The organism is Pseudomonas sp. sp1636, from assembly GCF_030376615.1.
Lineage (GTDB): Bacteria > Pseudomonadota > Gammaproteobacteria > Pseudomonadales > Pseudomonadaceae > Aquipseudomonas.
On record NZ_JARRAB010000007.1, the window covers coordinates 68,644 to 83,979 of the forward strand.

A 15,336-nucleotide genomic window follows, 5' to 3' on the forward strand; every position below is an offset into this window, starting at 1 on the left:
TTTGGCCTTGGTCATCGTCCGTGATCGGGCTAGAATGCCCGCCCCTGCCAAGTTGTGACCGTCCCGTTATGCGTATTCAGTTGAACGGTGAATCATTCGAGCTGGCCGATGGCGCCACCGTTGCCGACCTTATCGGTGGTCTGGATCTGGCTGAACGCCGGGTCGCGGTCGAACTCAACCTGGATATAGTGCCGCGTAGCCAGCATGCCGCCACCGCGCTTCGCGACGGCGACCGGGTTGAAGTGGTGCACGCAATTGGTGGCGGTTAATCCGCACTGGAGTTTGCAATGAGCCAAGTTCGTAACGACAAGCCGTTTACCCTGGCCGGCCGTACCTATCAGTCGCGTCTGCTGGTGGGCACCGGTAAATACAAGGATCTCGACGAGACCCGCGCGGCCATCGAAGCCTCGGGCGCCGAGATCGTCACGGTCGCCGTGCGCCGCACCAATATCGGCCAGAATCCGGGCGAGCCGAACCTGCTCGACGTGATCAGCCCGGAGCGCTACACCATCCTGCCGAATACTGCCGGTTGCTACGACGCCGAAGAGGCGGTGCGCACCTGTCGCCTGGCCCGTGAGCTGCTCGACGGTCACAAGCTGGTCAAGCTGGAAGTGCTGGCCGACCAGAAGACCCTGTTCCCCAACGTGATCGAGACCCTCAAGGCCGCCGAAGTGCTGGTCAAGGACGGTTTCGATGTGATGGTCTACACCAGCGACGATCCGATCATCGCCCGCCAGCTGGCCGAGATGGGCTGCATCGCGGTGATGCCGCTGGCCGGCCTGATCGGCACCGGGCTGGGCATCTGCAACCCGTACAATTTGCGCATCATCCTCGAAGAGGCGACGGTGCCGGTGCTGGTCGATGCCGGCGTGGGCACCGCCTCCGACGCCACCATCGCCATGGAGCTGGGCTGCGAGGCGGTGCTGATGAACAGCGCCATCGCCCATGCGCAGCATCCGGTGCTGATGGCCGAGGCCATGAAGTACGCCATCGAAGCCGGGCGCCTGGCCTACCTGGCTGGGCGCATGCCGAAAAAACTCTATGCCAGCGCGTCCTCGCCCCTGGACGGCCTGATCAAGTAACGAGCAGAACATGACCGAATCGCACCAACCCTCGGCCGAAGCCGAGGACACGCGCCAGCACCGCACCATCAAGAGTTTCGTGATGCGCGCCGGGCGCATGACCGAAGGCCAGCAGCGCGGCCTCGATCTGGGCTGGCCTAAGTTCGGCTTGAAGCTGGAGGACGGTGCTCAGGATTTCGACGCGCTGTTCGCTCGCCAGGCGCCGCGCACCTTCGAGATCGGCTTCGGCATGGGCCACTCCACCCTGGAAATGGCCGCCGCCGCGCCCGAACAGGACTTTATCGGCGTCGAGGTGCACCGCCCCGGCGTTGGCGCGCTGCTCAACGGCTTGATGACGCAGAACCTCGACAACGTGCGGGTCTACAGCTGCGATGCCCTGGAAGTGCTGCGCCACTGCGTGGCCGATGCCAGCCTCGATCGCGTGCTGCTGTTCTTTCCCGACCCCTGGCACAAGTCGCGGCATCACAAGCGGCGCATCGTCCAGCCCGCGTTCGCCGAGCTGGTGCGGCAGAAGCTCAAGGTCGGCGGCGTTCTGCACATGGCCACCGACTGGGAAGCCTACGCCGAATACATGCTGGAAGTGATGAACGTGGCGCCCGGCTACCGCAACCTGGCGGCCGACGGCCGTTGCGTGGCGCGCCCGGCAGAGCGGCCGACCACCAAGTTCGAGCGCCGTGGCGAGCGCCTCGGCCATGGCGTTTGGGATCTGAAATTCCAGCGCGAGAGCTGAGAGCCTGTAAAACGAATCCCCGCCTACTGCCAGTGCCGCAGGAGCACGCCGCGGCAGCGCAGGCAAACAGTATCGAGCGCTGCCCCGGCAGCGCGACCCGGCTGAACCACAGCCACAGGACGCTTGCACAAGATCGGGATCACCCGGCGCCAGGACGGCCCCTCACCGCATGACTGAAACACATCAAGTTCGAGCCCTTTGGCGGTTCGGGCACAAACAAGCAGTGGCGCCTGGCGCCAGCTGCGGTGAGGAGTTCGTTGTGTTGAGAGTATGTTCAATTGCGTTGCTGGCCGCCATTGCGCTGCAGGCGCAGGCCCAGGTCGACAGTGCCCAGGCCGCGCGCCTCGGCCAGGATCTCACCCCGCTCGGCGGCGAGCGCGCCGGCAATGTCGCCGGCACCATCCCCCCTTGGGAGGGCGGGCTGGCCGAGCCGCCGGCCAATTACCGGCCGGCCATGCACCATCCCGACCCTTACGCCGACGATGCGCCGCTGTATCGGGTCGACAGTCAGAACCTCGGCCAATACCAGGCGCAGTTACCGGCCGGGCTGAAGCGCTTGCTGGAAAACAATCCGGATTACTTCCTGCGCGTCTATCCGACCCGGCGCAGCGCTGCGGCGCCGCAACGGATCTACGATGCCACCCGCTTCAATGCCCTGAATGCCCAGTTGATCTCCGGCGGCAACGGCGTCGAAGGCGTCGCGGCGGGTATTCCGTTCCCGCTGCCGCAGAACGGCCAAGAGGCGATCTGGAACCACATCATGCGTTACCGTGGCGAGCAGGTCAGCATGGTCACCAACCAGGCGGCGGTGCTCGCCAACGGTGGCTACAACCTGCTCAAGCTGGAGCGCGACGTGTACTTCCGCTATGGCCGCGAAGGCGTCAACCCGCAGGATCTGGACAACACCCTGTTCTATTACAAGTACCGGGTGGTGGCCCCGTCCAAGCTGTCCGGCTCGGCGCTGGTGGTGCAGGAAACCCTCGACCAGGTGCTGGCGATCCGCAAGGCCTGGCGTTTCAACCGTGGCGAGCGGCGGGTGCGCCGTCTGCCGATGTTGGCCTACGACAGCCTGCAGCCGGACACCAACGGCATGGCCACCGCCGACCAGGTCGATGCCTATAACGGTGCGCCGGATCGCTACGAGTGGCAGCTGCTCGGCAAGCAGGAGATGCTGGTGCCCTACAACAGCTACGCGGTGCATCAGCAGGGCATTGCCTACGAGCGCATCCTCAGGGACAACACGCTTAACCCCGAGCTGCTGCGTTACGAGCTGCACCGCGTGTGGGTGGTCGAGGCCGAGCTGCGCAAGGGCTTCCGCCATCCTTACGGCAAGCGCCGCTTCTACCTGGACGAGGACAGCTGGCAGATCCTCGCGGTCGACTTGTACGACCGGAATGGCGAGCTGAGCGGCCTGCAGGAAAGCCACCCGATCAGCTACTACGAGGTGCCGATGTTTGGCAGCACCCTGGAAACCCTCTATGACTTGAAGGGCGGCCGCTACTTCGTCGACGGCCTCGACAACAACGAGCCGATGTACGATTTCAACGCCCGCCTCAACCCGCGCGACTTCACCGCGCAGGCGCTGCGCCGCGAAGGTAACTGAGTTCGGTTAGCGCCGCTACACACAAAAGCCGCCCACTGGGCGGCTTTGTTGTGTATGCAACGCCGCGCTTGGCTGACGCGGTCGACGCAGTGGCAGAAGAAACCGTCCTCGCTTGTGGCAAATAGGGACTTGTGCCGAGGGAGGTAGAGAACCCCAGGGTTGCGATGGTGGCCGCTCTCAAGGGCTTGAGTGCCAGGCACTCTGCGCGCCAGCCGGTTGTGCCGAGCCAGCGCGTTAGCAGGTCGTTGAAAAATGTAGGCGAGGCAGGCAAGACAAGGCAAAAACGGCCGAGGAAGCGGAGTTTACTGGCTGTAAATGAGCATTCCGAGGCCGTTTTTAACGCAGTATTGCCAACGTAGGTAGTTTTTTAACGGCCTGCTAGACACGGCGTGGCTTAGGCGGCGGCGTACACCACCAGCTCGACCAGCATTTCCTCGCGGGCCAGGCCGGCGATGACCAGGGCCGCGCGGTTCGGGTAGGGCGCGCTGAAGTATTCGGCGTACACCGCATTGACCGTGGCCAGGTAGCTGCGGTCGGTGACGTAGATCAGCACCTGGGTCACCGCGTCCATGCCCAGGCCGGCGCATTCCAGCGTGTGCTTGAGGTTGTCCAGGGTCTGCCGGGTCTGCGCCTCGATGCCGCCGGGCACCACTTGGCCCTGGGCATCGATGGGGATCTGCGCGGTGTACAGGGTGCCGTTGCCGATCACCGCCCACTCCAGCGGGGCCTTGGACGGGAACAGTTGGGTTTTTACGGCCTGTTTCATGGAGGCTCCTAGGTTCTTGCGAAATAAAAAAAGAGGGAGGCGACGTTAGTCGCGCTCCCTCAAAGGTGAGGATTAGAGGCCTTGCTCGTCGGCCATGCGCCGGGCGATCTGCGGCGCGTTCCACAGCGCCGGCAGCAGCACCAGGGACACCGGCACGGCGGTGATGACGATGAACGACTGCAGCGCGCTGATGCCGCCGGCACCGATGGAGATCAGCAAGGCCGCCACCACGCCCATCATCACGCCCCAGAACACGCGGATCTCGGTGCGTGGGTGATCGGTGCCGGTCATCACCATGGAGATGGTGTAGGTCATGGAGTCGCCGGTGGTGGTGACGAAGATGATGGTGAGGATCAGGAACAGCACCGAGATCAGGTAGCCCAGCGGCAACTGCGCGGTGATCGCCAGCAGGGCGCCGGGCAGGTTGAAACCGGCGAAGGCTGCGGACACCGAACCGGGGTTGTTCAGCTCGAAGGCCAGGCCGCTGCCGCCGACGATGGTGAACCAGAAGCAGGTGATCACCGGCGCCACTATCGAGATCATCAGCACCAGCTCGCGGATGCTGCGGCCACGGGAGATGCGCGCGACGAACATCGCCATCAGCGGGCCATAACCGAGGAACCAGCCCCAGAAGAACACCGTCCACCAGTCCAGCCAGGCCGGGTCGGCGCGGAAGGTGGCCATCGGGATGAACTTGTCCAGGTAGATGCCCATGGACTGCACGTAGGCATCGAAGATGAACGCGGTCGGGCCGAACAGCAGGATGAACAGCATCAGCAGCACCGCCAGGGCCACATTGAGCTGGCTGAGGAGCTTGATCCCGCGGGTCACCCCGGAGACGGCGGAGATTGTGTAGATGCCGACCAGGATGAAGATGATGGTCAGCTGGGTGCCGTAGTCGTTGCTGATGCCGAACAACTTCTCCAGGCCGAAGCTCACCTGCAGGCCGAGGAAGCCGATCGGGCCGATGGTGCCGGCCACTACCGCCAACACGCAGCAGGCATCGACCAGGGCGCCGAACCAGCCGCCCATGACGCGCTCGCCGAACACCGGGTAGAGCAGGGTGCGTGGCTTCAGCGGCAGGCCTTTCTCGTAGTGCAGGTGCATCAGCACGATGCCGCTGAGGCTGCCGAGAATCGCCCAGGCGAGGAAGCCCCAGTGCATGAAACTCTGTGCCAGCGCGTTGTAGGCCGCCTGCGGGGTGCCGGTCTCGCCGCCGAACAGCGGCGGCGGCGAGAGGAAGTGGGCCATCGGCTCGGCCGCGGCCCAGAACACGCCGCCGCCGGCGAGCAGGGTGCACATGATGATCGACACCCAGGTGTAGGTCGGCATCTCAGGCACCGCCAGGGCGCCCAGGCGCACCCGGCCGGTGCGGCCGAAGGCCAGCGTCAGGCCGATGCCGAAGGTCAGCAGCAGCAACACCTGCCAGTAGGCGCCGAACAGCTTGGTCGACCAGGCGAAGGCGCTGTTGACCCACTGGGTCATGGCTTCGATGTCCCACAGGGCGAGGGCGGCGAACAGCAGGATGAAGCCGCCGCTGATGAGGAACACCGGGACATCCACTTCGTGCAGCAGCTTGCTCTTGTAGCTCATGGCGGGACTCCCGTGGTGGGTAGCCAATGGCGTGCTATTCATTACAGCCTCCTGACAAGAATCTTGTACTTGTTGGTTGTTCAGGGCAGTTACTGGGCAGGCTTGAGGCCTTGCTCCAGGGTGTTGAGCCAGTTCAGGCCCATCACTTTGGCGGTGTCTTCGGCGCTGAAACCGCGCTGCAGCAGGCCTTGGGTGATGTTCGGGAAGTCGCGGCTGTCGCCGAACCAGCCCAGCGGCCTGGGCCAGTCGGCGTTGCTCGCCGAGCCCTCGCCGTAGTCGACCTGCTTCGACCAGCGGCCGCTGCGCATCCACTCCAGCACCGACTGCGGCTGGTTCTGGCACAGGTCGGTGCCGATGCCGATGTGCTCGATGCCGATCAGCTCGGCGGTGCGTGCGACCATGTCGCAGAACTGCTCGAGGCTGCAGTCCGAGCCGTTGTGCAGGTGGAAGGGGTACAGGCTGAAGCCGAGCAGGCCGCCGGAGCGGCCCAGCTCGCGCAGCACCGTCTCCGACTTGTTGCGTTTGGCCGGGTGGAAGAACGCCGGGTTGGCGTGGGAGATGATGATCGGCCGGCTCGACAGCTCGATGGCTTCCAGGGTGCTGCGCTCGGCGCTGTGCGACATGTCGATGAGCATGCCGACCCGGTTCATCTCGGCGATGGCCTGCTTGCCGAAGCGGGTGATGCCGCTGTCGCTGCCCTCGTAGCAACCGGTGGCCAGCAGGCTCTGGTTGTTGTAGGTCAGCTGCATGATCAGCAGGTTGAGCTGGCGGAACACCTCGATCAGGGCGATATCGTCCTCGATCGGCGAGCAGTTCTGCGCGCCGAAGAACACCCCGACCTTGCCCAGCTGCTTGGCCCGGCGGATATCGGCGGCGCCCGCCACCGGCATGATCAGGTCGGCGTGCTGCTCGAAGCGGCGGTTCCACTCGCCGAGACGGCTCAGGGTCTCGCGGGCGTTCTCGTGGTAGACCAGGGTCGCGTGCACGGCGCTGACGCCGCCCTCGCGCAGTTGGCTGAAGATCTCGCGGGACCAGTTGGAGTACTGCAGGCCGTCGATCACGATCAGGTCGTCATGCATGGCGCCGTCCTCAAGCACGGATGTAGGTGGTCTTGACCACGGTGTAGAACTCGCGGGCGTAGCTGCCCTGCTCGCGCGGGCCGAAGCTGGAGTTCTTCCGGCCGCCGAACGGCACGTGGTAGTCGGTGCCGGCGGTCGGCAGGTTGACCATCACGCAGCCGGTCTTGGCCCGGCGCTTGAAGTCGCTGGCGACCTTCAACGACTGGGTCATGATCCCGGCGGTGAGGCCGAAGTCGGTGTCGTTGAGGGTGGCCAGGGCCTGCTCGTAGTCATCGACCTTGATCACGCAGGCGATAGGGCCGAACACCTCGTCGCGGTTGATCTGCATGTCGTTGCGGGTGTCGACGAACAGCGCCGGACGCATGTAGAAGCCCTCGTACTCTTCCTCGATGCGCTCGCCGCCGCAGACCAGACGGGCGCCCTCGGCCTTGGCCTGCTCGATGTAGCGCAGGTTCTGTTCCAGCTGCTTGCCGTCGATCACCGCGCCTATCTGCACGCCTTCGCGCAGCGGGTAGCCGACCTTGAGCTGGCCCATGCGCTCGACCAGGGCGGCGACGAAACGGTCGTGAATGCCGGCGCTGACGATCAGGCGCGAGGAGGCGGTGCATTTCTGTCCGGTGCCGAAGAAGGCGCCGTTTAGCGCGCAGTCCACGGCCTGCTCCAGGTCGGCGTCGTCGAGCACGATCAGGGCGTTCTTGCTGCCCATCTCCAGCTGGCAGCGGACGAAGTTGGCGGCGGTGGCGCTGGCCACCTTGCGCCCGGTCTCGACCGAGCCGGTGAAGCTCAGGGCATCGATCTTGTTGGAGTGGATCAGCGCGTCGCCGACCGTGGCGCCGCTGCCCATGACCAGGTTGAAGGTGCCGGCCGGCAGGCCCTGGCGGGCGATGATCTCGGTCAGCGCCCAGGCGCTGGCCGGTACCGCGTTGGCCGGCTTGAACACCACGGCATTGCCGAAGGCCAGCGCCGGGGCGATCTTCCAGGCGGCGGTGGCCATGGGGAAGTTCCACGGGGTGATGATGGCGACCACGCCCACCGGTTCGCGGCGGGTTTCGATTTCCACGCCGGGGCGCACCGAGTCGGCGGTCTCGCCCATCTGCCGCAGCACTTCGGCGGCGTAATACTGGAAGAACTGGCCGGAGCGGTAGACTTCGCCCATGCCCTCGGCGAGGGTCTTGCCCTCTTCGCGGGCCAGCTGCTCGCCCAGTTCGGCCTTGCGCGCGATCAGCTCGTCGCCGATCGCCATCAGCACCTGGTAGCGCTGCTCCAGGCCGCTGCGCTGCCACTGCGCCTGGCCGGCGCTGGCCGCGTCGAGGGCCTGCTCGATTTGCCCGGCGTCGGCCTGGGCGTACTCGCCGAGCACATCCTGGGTGTTCGCGGGGCTGACATTGCGGATAGTCGCGGAGCCCGTAAGCCACTCGCCATTGATGTAGTTAGCAAAGATATCGCCGGACATATGCACCTCCTCTCAAACTGTTAACGAATGGTAGGCGCCGTCTTGAATAAACTAAAATCAGTAGTAACTATTGTTCGATAAGGAAAACTTACCGTGCTTCCCGACCTCAAGATCGTCCAGCTGCGCCATTTCGTCTGGGTCGCCGAGCTGCAGGGTTTCCATGCCGCCGCGGAGAAGGCCCACCGCACCCAGCCGGCGATTTCCCTGTCGATCCGCGACCTGGAAGGCAAGCTCGGCCAGGCCCTGTTCGAGAAGCGCAACGCCCGCGCGGCGCGACCGGAGCTGACCCCCTTCGGCGTGCAGTTCATGGTCTACGCCAAGGAGCTGATCGCCCACCACGACCGGGTGGTCAAGGACATGAGCCTGATCGCCCAGCACAAGTCCGGGCACCTGCGCATCGCCTCGGTGCCCTCGATCGCCAGCCGCCTGCTGCCGGACATCCTCACCCGCTTCATCGGCGACTCCACCGACCTGCACGTCAGCCTGTTCGACGACAGCTCCGAGGTGGTGCTGGGCATGGTCGAGAATCAGCAGGTGGATTTCGGCATCGCCAGCCTGTGGGAGGCGGAGAGCGACATCCAGTTCATCCCGATCTGGGAGGACAGCATCGGCGTGGTCTGTCGCAGCGACCATCGCCTGGCCGGCGAGGCGCAGCTGAGCTGGCGCCAGTTGCGCGGCGAGCGGCTGATCGGCAACGGCACCTCGCGCCTGCTGGCCGGCAGCGAGGCCGAAGAGCTGGTGGCCGATTCGCAGTTCTTCATGTCCAACATGATTTCCCTGCTGGCCATGCTCGAGGCCGGCATGGGCATCACCACCCTGCCGCGTTTCGCCTTCCCGGCCGAGCACGGCCAGCTGCGCTTCATTCCGCTCAGCGAGCCGCAGGTCAACCGCGACATCGGCATCGTCCGCCGCGCCGACCACTCGCTGCCGGTGGCGGCCCAGGCGCTGTTCGAGTTCATCCTGCGCGACAACGAACTGGATCCGGCAGACTGGCAGTAGATGACTCTTATCTGATCGATATGGTCATGCGAATAAGTTTCCCTTATCAGGCGATAGGACGATCTGAATTGCCCGGCCCTCGCCCTTGGACCACCATCGACGGCAGATAACAACAATCCGTCGCACCCCTCAGACCTCTGGCCGAGCCTGATGTCGGGTGGGGCCTGCGCCAGTCGAGGGCACCGGTATGACTACTTCATCCAGCAACCATCCCGCCATGCAGGGGGCGCAGGCGCTGCCCATGCGTCCGGCCTCTGTGGTCATGGACCTGGAGCGGCTCGGCAGCCTGCACCAGAGCCGCCTGAGTTTCATGCGCAGCCTGGTGCGCAAGATCATGCGCGAGGGCTGGCGCATCGAGCCGCGCCGTTTCGAGCTGGATGCCGAGGGCTACGGCAGCGTGATCTACCGGGTGCAGACCGAAGGCGATCTGTTCAGCTTCGTGCTGTTCTCCCAGTACCTGGCGCCGGACAAGCGCAACGACCGGGTGATCGCCACCGAATGGGATCTGACCATGGCCCTGTGCGAAGGCGAGGTGGACGACGACTACGTCGAGTTCCTGCGGCGCAACGTGCCGCTGCAGGAAGCCGGGCGCCTGGATGCGCGGGTGCTGGTGCTGTCGCGGGCCAACCGCAGCGTGCGCAACTTCGATGCGGTGGTCGACGCCCTCAGCGCCGGCCGCCAGCCCGACGCCGCGCAGATCGCCAAGGTCGGCTACCTCTATCGCACCACCGCGGTCTATGGCAGCGGCAAGCTGGGCATGGCCGACTGGGAGAAGGTCAGCGGCAAGCACCCGGACTTCGCCCGGCCCTACGCCGCCGAGATGTTCGTCTGCTACATGCTGCGCAACTTCAGCCTGCAGCAGGCCGAACACATCGCCCGCCAGCGTGCGCCGCAGACCGCGGTGCCTATGCAGCCGGCGCTCAAGCGCTACTTTGGCATCGGCAACTCCACCGGCCTGGGCATGGCGCCCTACCTGATCAATCACCCGCAGCTGGTCAGCCGCTGGATCGAGATGCGCGAGCTGGCCCTGGCGCGGGTCTGCGGCCTCGGCCAGGTCACCGCCGAGCGCCTGGCCCGCCTGCAGGCGCTGGTCGCTCGCGGCATCGCGCATATCCAGCAGACCGTCACCGAAGACGCCTGGCAGACCGGGCATAACCAGGCGGTGCTGGAGGATCTGGCCCGGCTGCAGGACTGGCTCGCCAGCCAGCCGCTGCAGAGCTGGGCGCAGCTGCAGGCGTGGTCGGCGCGCATGCTCGGCCTGCAGGGCCAGGAGCTGCTCAATTGCATCCTGCTGGAACTCTACCCGGAGCTGGTCGACAGCCTGGAAGACCGCCTGGTCGTGGTCGAGAACCTGGAGTTGCAGCCGCAGATGCCGGCCCGCGAGCTGCGCGCCCTGATCGAGCGGCACTACGATTGGGCGCTGGCCATCGACTTCGCGGCCGAGGGCGCCAGCGAGACCTTCTGGTACCGCTCCGAGGAGAAACAGGAGCCGCGCCTGGGCAACTGCAGCCTGGAGAGCGGCCGCGACAAGCAGATGCCGCTGGGCATCGGCTACCTGGTGCAGCAGTGCCATCGTCAGCTGCTGGCCTACCTGGCCGAGCAGCCGGAGCAATGCACCGCCAGCTTCCTCCTGCGCCATCCCGAGCAGCGCGGCATCGCCCGGCGCATCCAGAGCATGAGCCAGACCCATTACGGCGAGATTCGCGCCAACCTGCTGGATCGCGAGGTGCTGCCGATGCACCTGCTGCGCTGCAAGCTGGCCTTCTTCGGCGTCAGCAAGTTCGATCCGCGCTCGCGCCTGTGGGTGCGCAACACCATGTTCCAGGGCGCGCCGCTGCTGGAGGATATCGGCCAGCCGTTCGAAGACGACTGGTTCCTGCCGTTGGCCCCGACTGAGGAGAAATGCTGATGCTGATTTCATCGAATGAACTGACCGCCCTGCTCAAGCGGGTATTCGAGGGCATGGGCTATCCGGTCGGCTACTACGAGGACGCCGCCGCCCTGGTCAAGTGGCTGCAGGTGCATGGCGAACAGGGCTTCGGCGAGTTGCAGCGTGCCCTGCCCTATGTGGCCGACAGCCAACGCCCGGCCCTGCAGCTGCTCGCCGAGGAGAGTCAGGCGCTGCTGTTCGATTGCTTCGGGCGCAGCGCCCTGAACTGCCTGCCGAGCATCGTCGAGCTGGCCCAGACCAAGGTGCTGGAGCAGGGCTGCGTCAACGTCAAGGTGCGCAATTGCCACAACCGCAAGTTCATTCTCAAGCTGCTGGTCGACTGTGCCCGTCAGGGCATCAGCGTGCTGGCCTATTGGCAGAACGGCAAGCAACCGGTCAGCGAGCATGTCGCCAGCATCGCCGCCGGTACCGCTTACCCCAGTTACAGCGAGGCGTTGCTGGCCGATGCCAGCGCGGCCGATACCCAGACCCTGACCCTGTTGCTGAGCACCCGCATCGACCTGAGCGGGCAGTTGCACGGCAGCGCCAGCCAGCGTAGCGGCTATCGCCAGGTCGCCCCGGAACAGTTCGCCCGGGCCGGCCAGGGTGCCCTGGAAGGCGGCATGGATATCGCCATCGAGTTGTGGCAACAGCTCAACCAGTTGGCCGAGGCGGTGCTGGTGGAAAGCTCCGAGCAGTCGCGCATGGGCGCGGGCGGCGGGCGCTAAGGCGCCAGCGACGGGCAGGCAGCCATGGACTACAGCGGCAGCGAATGCCTGGCGCTGCTGATCGTGCTGGGCGGCAGCCTGGTGCAGGGGCTGCTGGGCATTGGCTTCGGCCTGCTGGCGGCGCCGCTGCTGTATCTGCTCGACCCCGGCTACGTGCCCGGCCCGGTGTTGCTGCTGGGTTTTCTCCTGGCCTGCTGCATGCTCCTCGGCCACCGCCAGGCCCTGGCCTGGCGGCGGCCGCTGCCGGCCATCCTGGCGCGACTGCCCGGCGCCTGGTGCGGCGGCCTGTTGCTCGGCCTGCTGCCCAGCGCCTGGCTCGGCCTGCTGCTCGGCGCCTGCGTGCTGCTGGCGACAGTATCCAGCTACCGCTGGCTGGAGGTTCGCTGCAACCCGCACAACCTGGCGCTCGCCGGTTTCTGCTCGGGACTGCTGGGCACCGCCACCTCGGTCGGCGGGCCGCCCATGGCGCTGGTCTACCAGACGCGCGAGCGACTCGGCGCGCGCGATGAACTGGCCGCCTTCTTCCTGCTGACCACCCCGGTCTCGCTGCTGGTGCTGCTGTACCAGGGGCGCCTGCCGCTGGATTACCTGCACAGCACACTCAAGCTGGCGCCTGGCGTGCTGGCCGGCTATGCCCTGGCCCGCTGCCTGGACGGCCGCTTCGACACACGCAGCCCGCGCCGGCTGTTGCTGCTGCTGTCTTTGCTGGCGGCGGGCGGGCTGCTAATGCGCAGCCTTTGGCAGTTGTTGCGGTAGTGCATCGCCTCGGTCTGTCGACGACCCCTCGCTATTACACCGGCAGCGGCAGGTGCTTAGCTGCGATCCGCCAGTACGCCGATCAGGAAGAACACCAGCAGCAACACCGGCGCCAGGGTGTAGTTGTTGAAGTGGCCGAGGCCCTGGGCCAGCCAGGGGGTGAGGAAGACCATCGCCAGACCGTAGCCGACCGCGCAGATCAGGACGAAGATCAGGGTGCGGAAGATGAAGTTGAGGCTGCCGATTCTGCGTTGTACCCAGGCGTTGATGCCGGGGCCGAACAGCACCAGCAGGGTGGCCATGATCGCCAGGGCGATGTCGTACAGGTGGCCACGGCTCCAGCGCGACAGGGTGGCGATCAGGTCGAATAGCAGATCCAAACGGAGTCCTTAGCGCCATGTGGCGCACAGCAGGTCAGGGCAGAAAATGTTGCAGCAGGTCGTTGAGAAACAGCTGGCCTTCGCGGGTGGCGACCAGGCGGGCCGGGTCGCTGTGCAGCAGGCCGCGCTGCTCGGCTTCGGCGCGGGCGGCGGCCAACTGGCTCAGCGCCAAGCCGGTGCGCCGAGTGAACAGGGCGCTGGCGACGCCGTCCGTGAGGCGCAGCACGTTCATCAGGAATTCGAAGGGCAGTTCGTCCGGGCCGAGCCGGCGCTCGCCGGCACTGAAGCCTTTGTCGCGATCCAGGTAGTCTTTGGGCAGGCGGGTTTTCCAGCTGCGCGTGATCGTGCCGTCCGGGTTGCTGAGTTTGGCGTGGGCGCCGGCGCCGATGCCGAGGAAGTCGCCGAAGCTCCAGTAGTTGAGGTTGTGCCGCGCCGCCTGGCCGGGTTGGGCGTAGGCGGACACCTCGTACTGGGCGTAGCCCTGTGCGGCGAGCAGCGCCTGGCCGGCCTCCTGGATGTCCCAGAGGATGTCGTCTTCGGGTATCAGCGGCGGCTGGTTCCAGAACAGCGTATTCGGTTCCACCGTCAGCTGATACCAGGACAGGTGGGTGGGGCCCTGGGCGATGGCGATGCGCAAATCGCCGAGGGCATCCTCAAGCGACTGGTCGGGCAGGCCGTGCATCAGATCCAGGTTGAAGTTGTCGAAGCCGGCGGCGCGCGCCATGTCGGCGGCGCGGATCGCCTCGTCACCGTCATGGATCCGCCCCAGGGCCTTGAGTTTGGCGGCCTGGAAGCTCTGCACGCCAATCGACAGGCGATTGATGCCCAGCGCGCGGTAGTCGCGGAACTTGGCCTGCTCGAAGGTGCCGGGGTTGGCTTCCAGGGTGATTTCGATATCGGCGGCGAAGGGCACGCGGCGCGCCACGCCTTCGAGCAAACGGCCCAGTGCCTTGGCCGAGAACAGGCTGGGGGTGCCGCCACCGAAGAACATCGAGCTCAGCGGCCGGCCATGAACTTGCGGCAAGTCCCGGTCGAGGTCGGCGAGCAGGGCGTCGACGTACTCTTCTTCCGGCAATGTCGGCCCGGCGGCATGCGAGTTGAAGTCGCAGTACGGGCACTTCTTCACGCACCAGGGGATGTGGACATAGGCCGCCAGGGGCGGCAGCTCGAAGCGGCCAGCTGTAGGCGCGGCGCTTGAACCCGTGCTCATAGCCCCAACCGCTGCTTGAGCAGGCGCATGGCGCGGGCGCGATGGCTGATCTGGTTCTTCTCGGCGGGGGCCAGTTCGGCGCTGGAGCAGTCATGTTCCGCTACCCAGAACAACGGATCGTAGCCGAAACCCTGGGTGCCTCGCGCGGCATGCAGGATGTGCCCGTGCCAGAGGCCCTCGCAGATGATCGGCAGCGGGTCTTCGGCATGCCGCAGCAGCGCCAGGCAACAGACGAATTGCGCGCCGCGCTGCGCGTCCGGCAGGCCTTTGAGCACCTCGAGCAGCTTGGCATTATTGGCCGCATCGCCCTGGCCATCGGCATAACGCGCCGAGTAGATGCCCGGTGCGCCGCCGAGAAAGTCCACGGCCAGGCCGGAGTCGTCGGCCAGCGCCGGCAGGCCGGATACGCGGGCCGCATGGCGGGCCTTGAGGAGGGCGTTTTCGACGAAGCTCAGGCCGGTTTCTTCCGGCTCCACGCTGCTGAATTCGGCGACCGAATGCACGCGCACGGCATCGCCGAGCATGGCCTGGAGTTCCTTGAGTTTGCCGGCGTTATGGCTGGCGAGTACGAGCTCGTTTAGCTGGATCATCAGTCGGGGAAGAGTTCCTGGTTGAAGTCGAGGCTGTGCGTGGTGCCGCCGGTCGCCTGGATCGTGAGGCTGAAACGCAGGACTTCCTGTTGCTCGATGGGGAACTGGGCCAGGTAGTAGATGGCCTCGCCTTCGCTCACCTGTTTGAACTTCAGGGTGTGGATCTGGCCGAGCAGGTTGCGCATCTCGCCGCTGACCACGGCCGCGGTCGGTTGCCCGGCCTTGAGCAGCGAGATATTCAGCACGCCCTGCTTCTTGCCGCGGCTGAGACCCACCGCCGCGGCGATCTCCGGTTGCAGGAAGCTGGAGTTGAAGGCGATGTAATGCACGTCCAGCTCGCCGAAGCTTTGCTTGCGTTCGGCAACGGCCGGCAGGCTCAGGCACAGGGCGATAAACAGTAGGGCGATGCGGCGCATGGTGGTTCTCCTCGGGGTGGC

General features: G+C 65.8%; 16 protein-coding genes. 8 read left to right on the plus strand and 8 right to left on the minus strand.

Features of this window, described 5'->3' with window-relative positions:
• Positions 1 to 68 precede the first annotated feature (68 nt).
• The 4 genes from thiS (at position 69) to P8H27_RS09030 (ending at position 3,415) form a co-directional block, all read left to right on the plus strand.
• Positions 69 to 269, plus strand: coding sequence for a sulfur carrier protein ThiS (gene thiS, locus P8H27_RS09015; RefSeq protein WP_289636904.1), 201 nt, complete (start codon positions 69 to 71; stop codon positions 267 to 269).
• A gap of 18 nt (positions 270 to 287) precedes the next feature.
• Positions 288 to 1,082: a thiazole synthase gene (locus P8H27_RS09020; RefSeq protein WP_289636905.1), complete on the plus strand. Its 795-nt coding sequence runs from the start codon at positions 288 to 290 to the stop codon at positions 1,080 to 1,082.
• 10 nt (positions 1,083 to 1,092) lie between these two features.
• Positions 1,093 to 1,812 carry a tRNA (guanosine(46)-N7)-methyltransferase TrmB gene (gene trmB / locus P8H27_RS09025; RefSeq protein ID WP_289636906.1) on the plus strand — a complete coding sequence of 240 codons (720 nt, stop codon included), beginning with the start codon at positions 1,093 to 1,095 and terminating at the stop codon, positions 1,810 to 1,812.
• Positions 1,813 to 2,071: 259 nt separating this feature from the next.
• On the plus strand, positions 2,072 to 3,415 hold the full coding sequence (locus P8H27_RS09030; RefSeq protein ID WP_289636907.1) for a DUF1329 domain-containing protein: 1,344 nt from the start codon (positions 2,072 to 2,074) through the stop codon (positions 3,413 to 3,415).
• Between the two features lie 394 nt (positions 3,416 to 3,809).
• Here the strand turns inward: P8H27_RS09030 and P8H27_RS09035 are convergent, their stop codons facing one another.
• From P8H27_RS09035 to P8H27_RS09050, 4 genes are all read right to left on the minus strand, one after another.
• A complete protein-coding gene (locus tag P8H27_RS09035; protein WP_289636908.1) occupies positions 3,810 to 4,181 on the minus strand; it encodes a RidA family protein in 372 nt (123 codons plus the stop codon).
• 72 nt (positions 4,182 to 4,253) lie between these two features.
• Entirely contained in the window at positions 4,254 to 5,774 is a 1,521-nt protein-coding gene (locus P8H27_RS09040; RefSeq protein ID WP_289636909.1) for a BCCT family transporter, read from the minus strand.
• Positions 5,775 to 5,863: 89 nt separating this feature from the next.
• Complete coding sequence (locus P8H27_RS09045; RefSeq protein ID WP_289636910.1) at positions 5,864 to 6,853, minus strand: membrane dipeptidase; 990 nt, start codon at positions 6,851 to 6,853, stop codon at positions 5,864 to 5,866.
• A 10-nt stretch (positions 6,854 to 6,863) separates the two neighbouring features.
• Complete coding sequence (locus tag P8H27_RS09050; protein ID WP_289636911.1) at positions 6,864 to 8,306, minus strand: aldehyde dehydrogenase family protein; 1,443 nt, start codon at positions 8,304 to 8,306, stop codon at positions 6,864 to 6,866.
• 93 nt (positions 8,307 to 8,399) lie between these two features.
• Between P8H27_RS09050 and P8H27_RS09055 the strand changes: the two genes are divergently transcribed.
• The 4 genes from P8H27_RS09055 (at position 8,400) to P8H27_RS09070 (ending at position 12,719) form a co-directional block, all read left to right on the plus strand.
• Complete coding sequence (locus tag P8H27_RS09055; RefSeq protein ID WP_289636913.1) at positions 8,400 to 9,305, plus strand: LysR family transcriptional regulator; 906 nt, start codon at positions 8,400 to 8,402, stop codon at positions 9,303 to 9,305.
• A 187-nt stretch (positions 9,306 to 9,492) separates the two neighbouring features.
• Positions 9,493 to 11,214: a hypothetical protein gene (locus P8H27_RS09060; protein ID WP_289636914.1), complete on the plus strand. Its 1,722-nt coding sequence runs from the start codon at positions 9,493 to 9,495 to the stop codon at positions 11,212 to 11,214.
• Positions 11,214 to 11,963 (plus strand): DUF3726 domain-containing protein, encoded by a 750-nt coding sequence (locus tag P8H27_RS09065; RefSeq protein ID WP_289636915.1) that lies wholly within the window; start codon positions 11,214 to 11,216, stop codon positions 11,961 to 11,963. Before P8H27_RS09060 ends, P8H27_RS09065 begins: the two co-directional genes overlap by 1 nt.
• A 24-nt stretch (positions 11,964 to 11,987) precedes the next feature.
• A complete protein-coding gene (locus P8H27_RS09070) occupies positions 11,988 to 12,719 on the plus strand; it encodes a sulfite exporter TauE/SafE family protein (protein WP_289636917.1) in 732 nt (243 codons plus the stop codon).
• 56 nt (positions 12,720 to 12,775) lie between these two features.
• On the opposite strand, the gene P8H27_RS09075 is transcribed toward P8H27_RS09070, so the two are convergent.
• The 4 genes from P8H27_RS09075 to P8H27_RS09090 are packed head-to-tail and all read right to left on the minus strand — an operon-like array spanning position 12,776 to position 15,315.
• Positions 12,776 to 13,099, minus strand: coding sequence for a DUF3392 domain-containing protein (locus tag P8H27_RS09075; RefSeq protein WP_289636920.1), 324 nt, complete (start codon positions 13,097 to 13,099; stop codon positions 12,776 to 12,778).
• 34 nt (positions 13,100 to 13,133) lie between these two features.
• Positions 13,134 to 14,309 carry a radical SAM family heme chaperone HemW gene (gene hemW, locus P8H27_RS09080; protein WP_289636921.1) on the minus strand — a complete coding sequence of 392 codons (1,176 nt, stop codon included), beginning with the start codon at positions 14,307 to 14,309 and terminating at the stop codon, positions 13,134 to 13,136.
• The gene (gene rdgB, locus P8H27_RS09085; RefSeq protein ID WP_289636922.1) at positions 14,306 to 14,899 is read right to left on the minus strand and encodes an RdgB/HAM1 family non-canonical purine NTP pyrophosphatase; all 594 of its coding nucleotides are present in this window, start codon (positions 14,897 to 14,899) and stop codon (positions 14,306 to 14,308) included. The genes hemW and rdgB overlap by 4 nt, the downstream gene beginning before the upstream one ends.
• Entirely contained in the window at positions 14,899 to 15,315 is a 417-nt protein-coding gene (locus P8H27_RS09090; protein WP_289636923.1) for a DUF4426 domain-containing protein, read from the minus strand. Before P8H27_RS09090 ends, rdgB begins: the two co-directional genes overlap by 1 nt.
• Between the last annotated feature and the right edge of the window lie 21 nt (positions 15,316 to 15,336).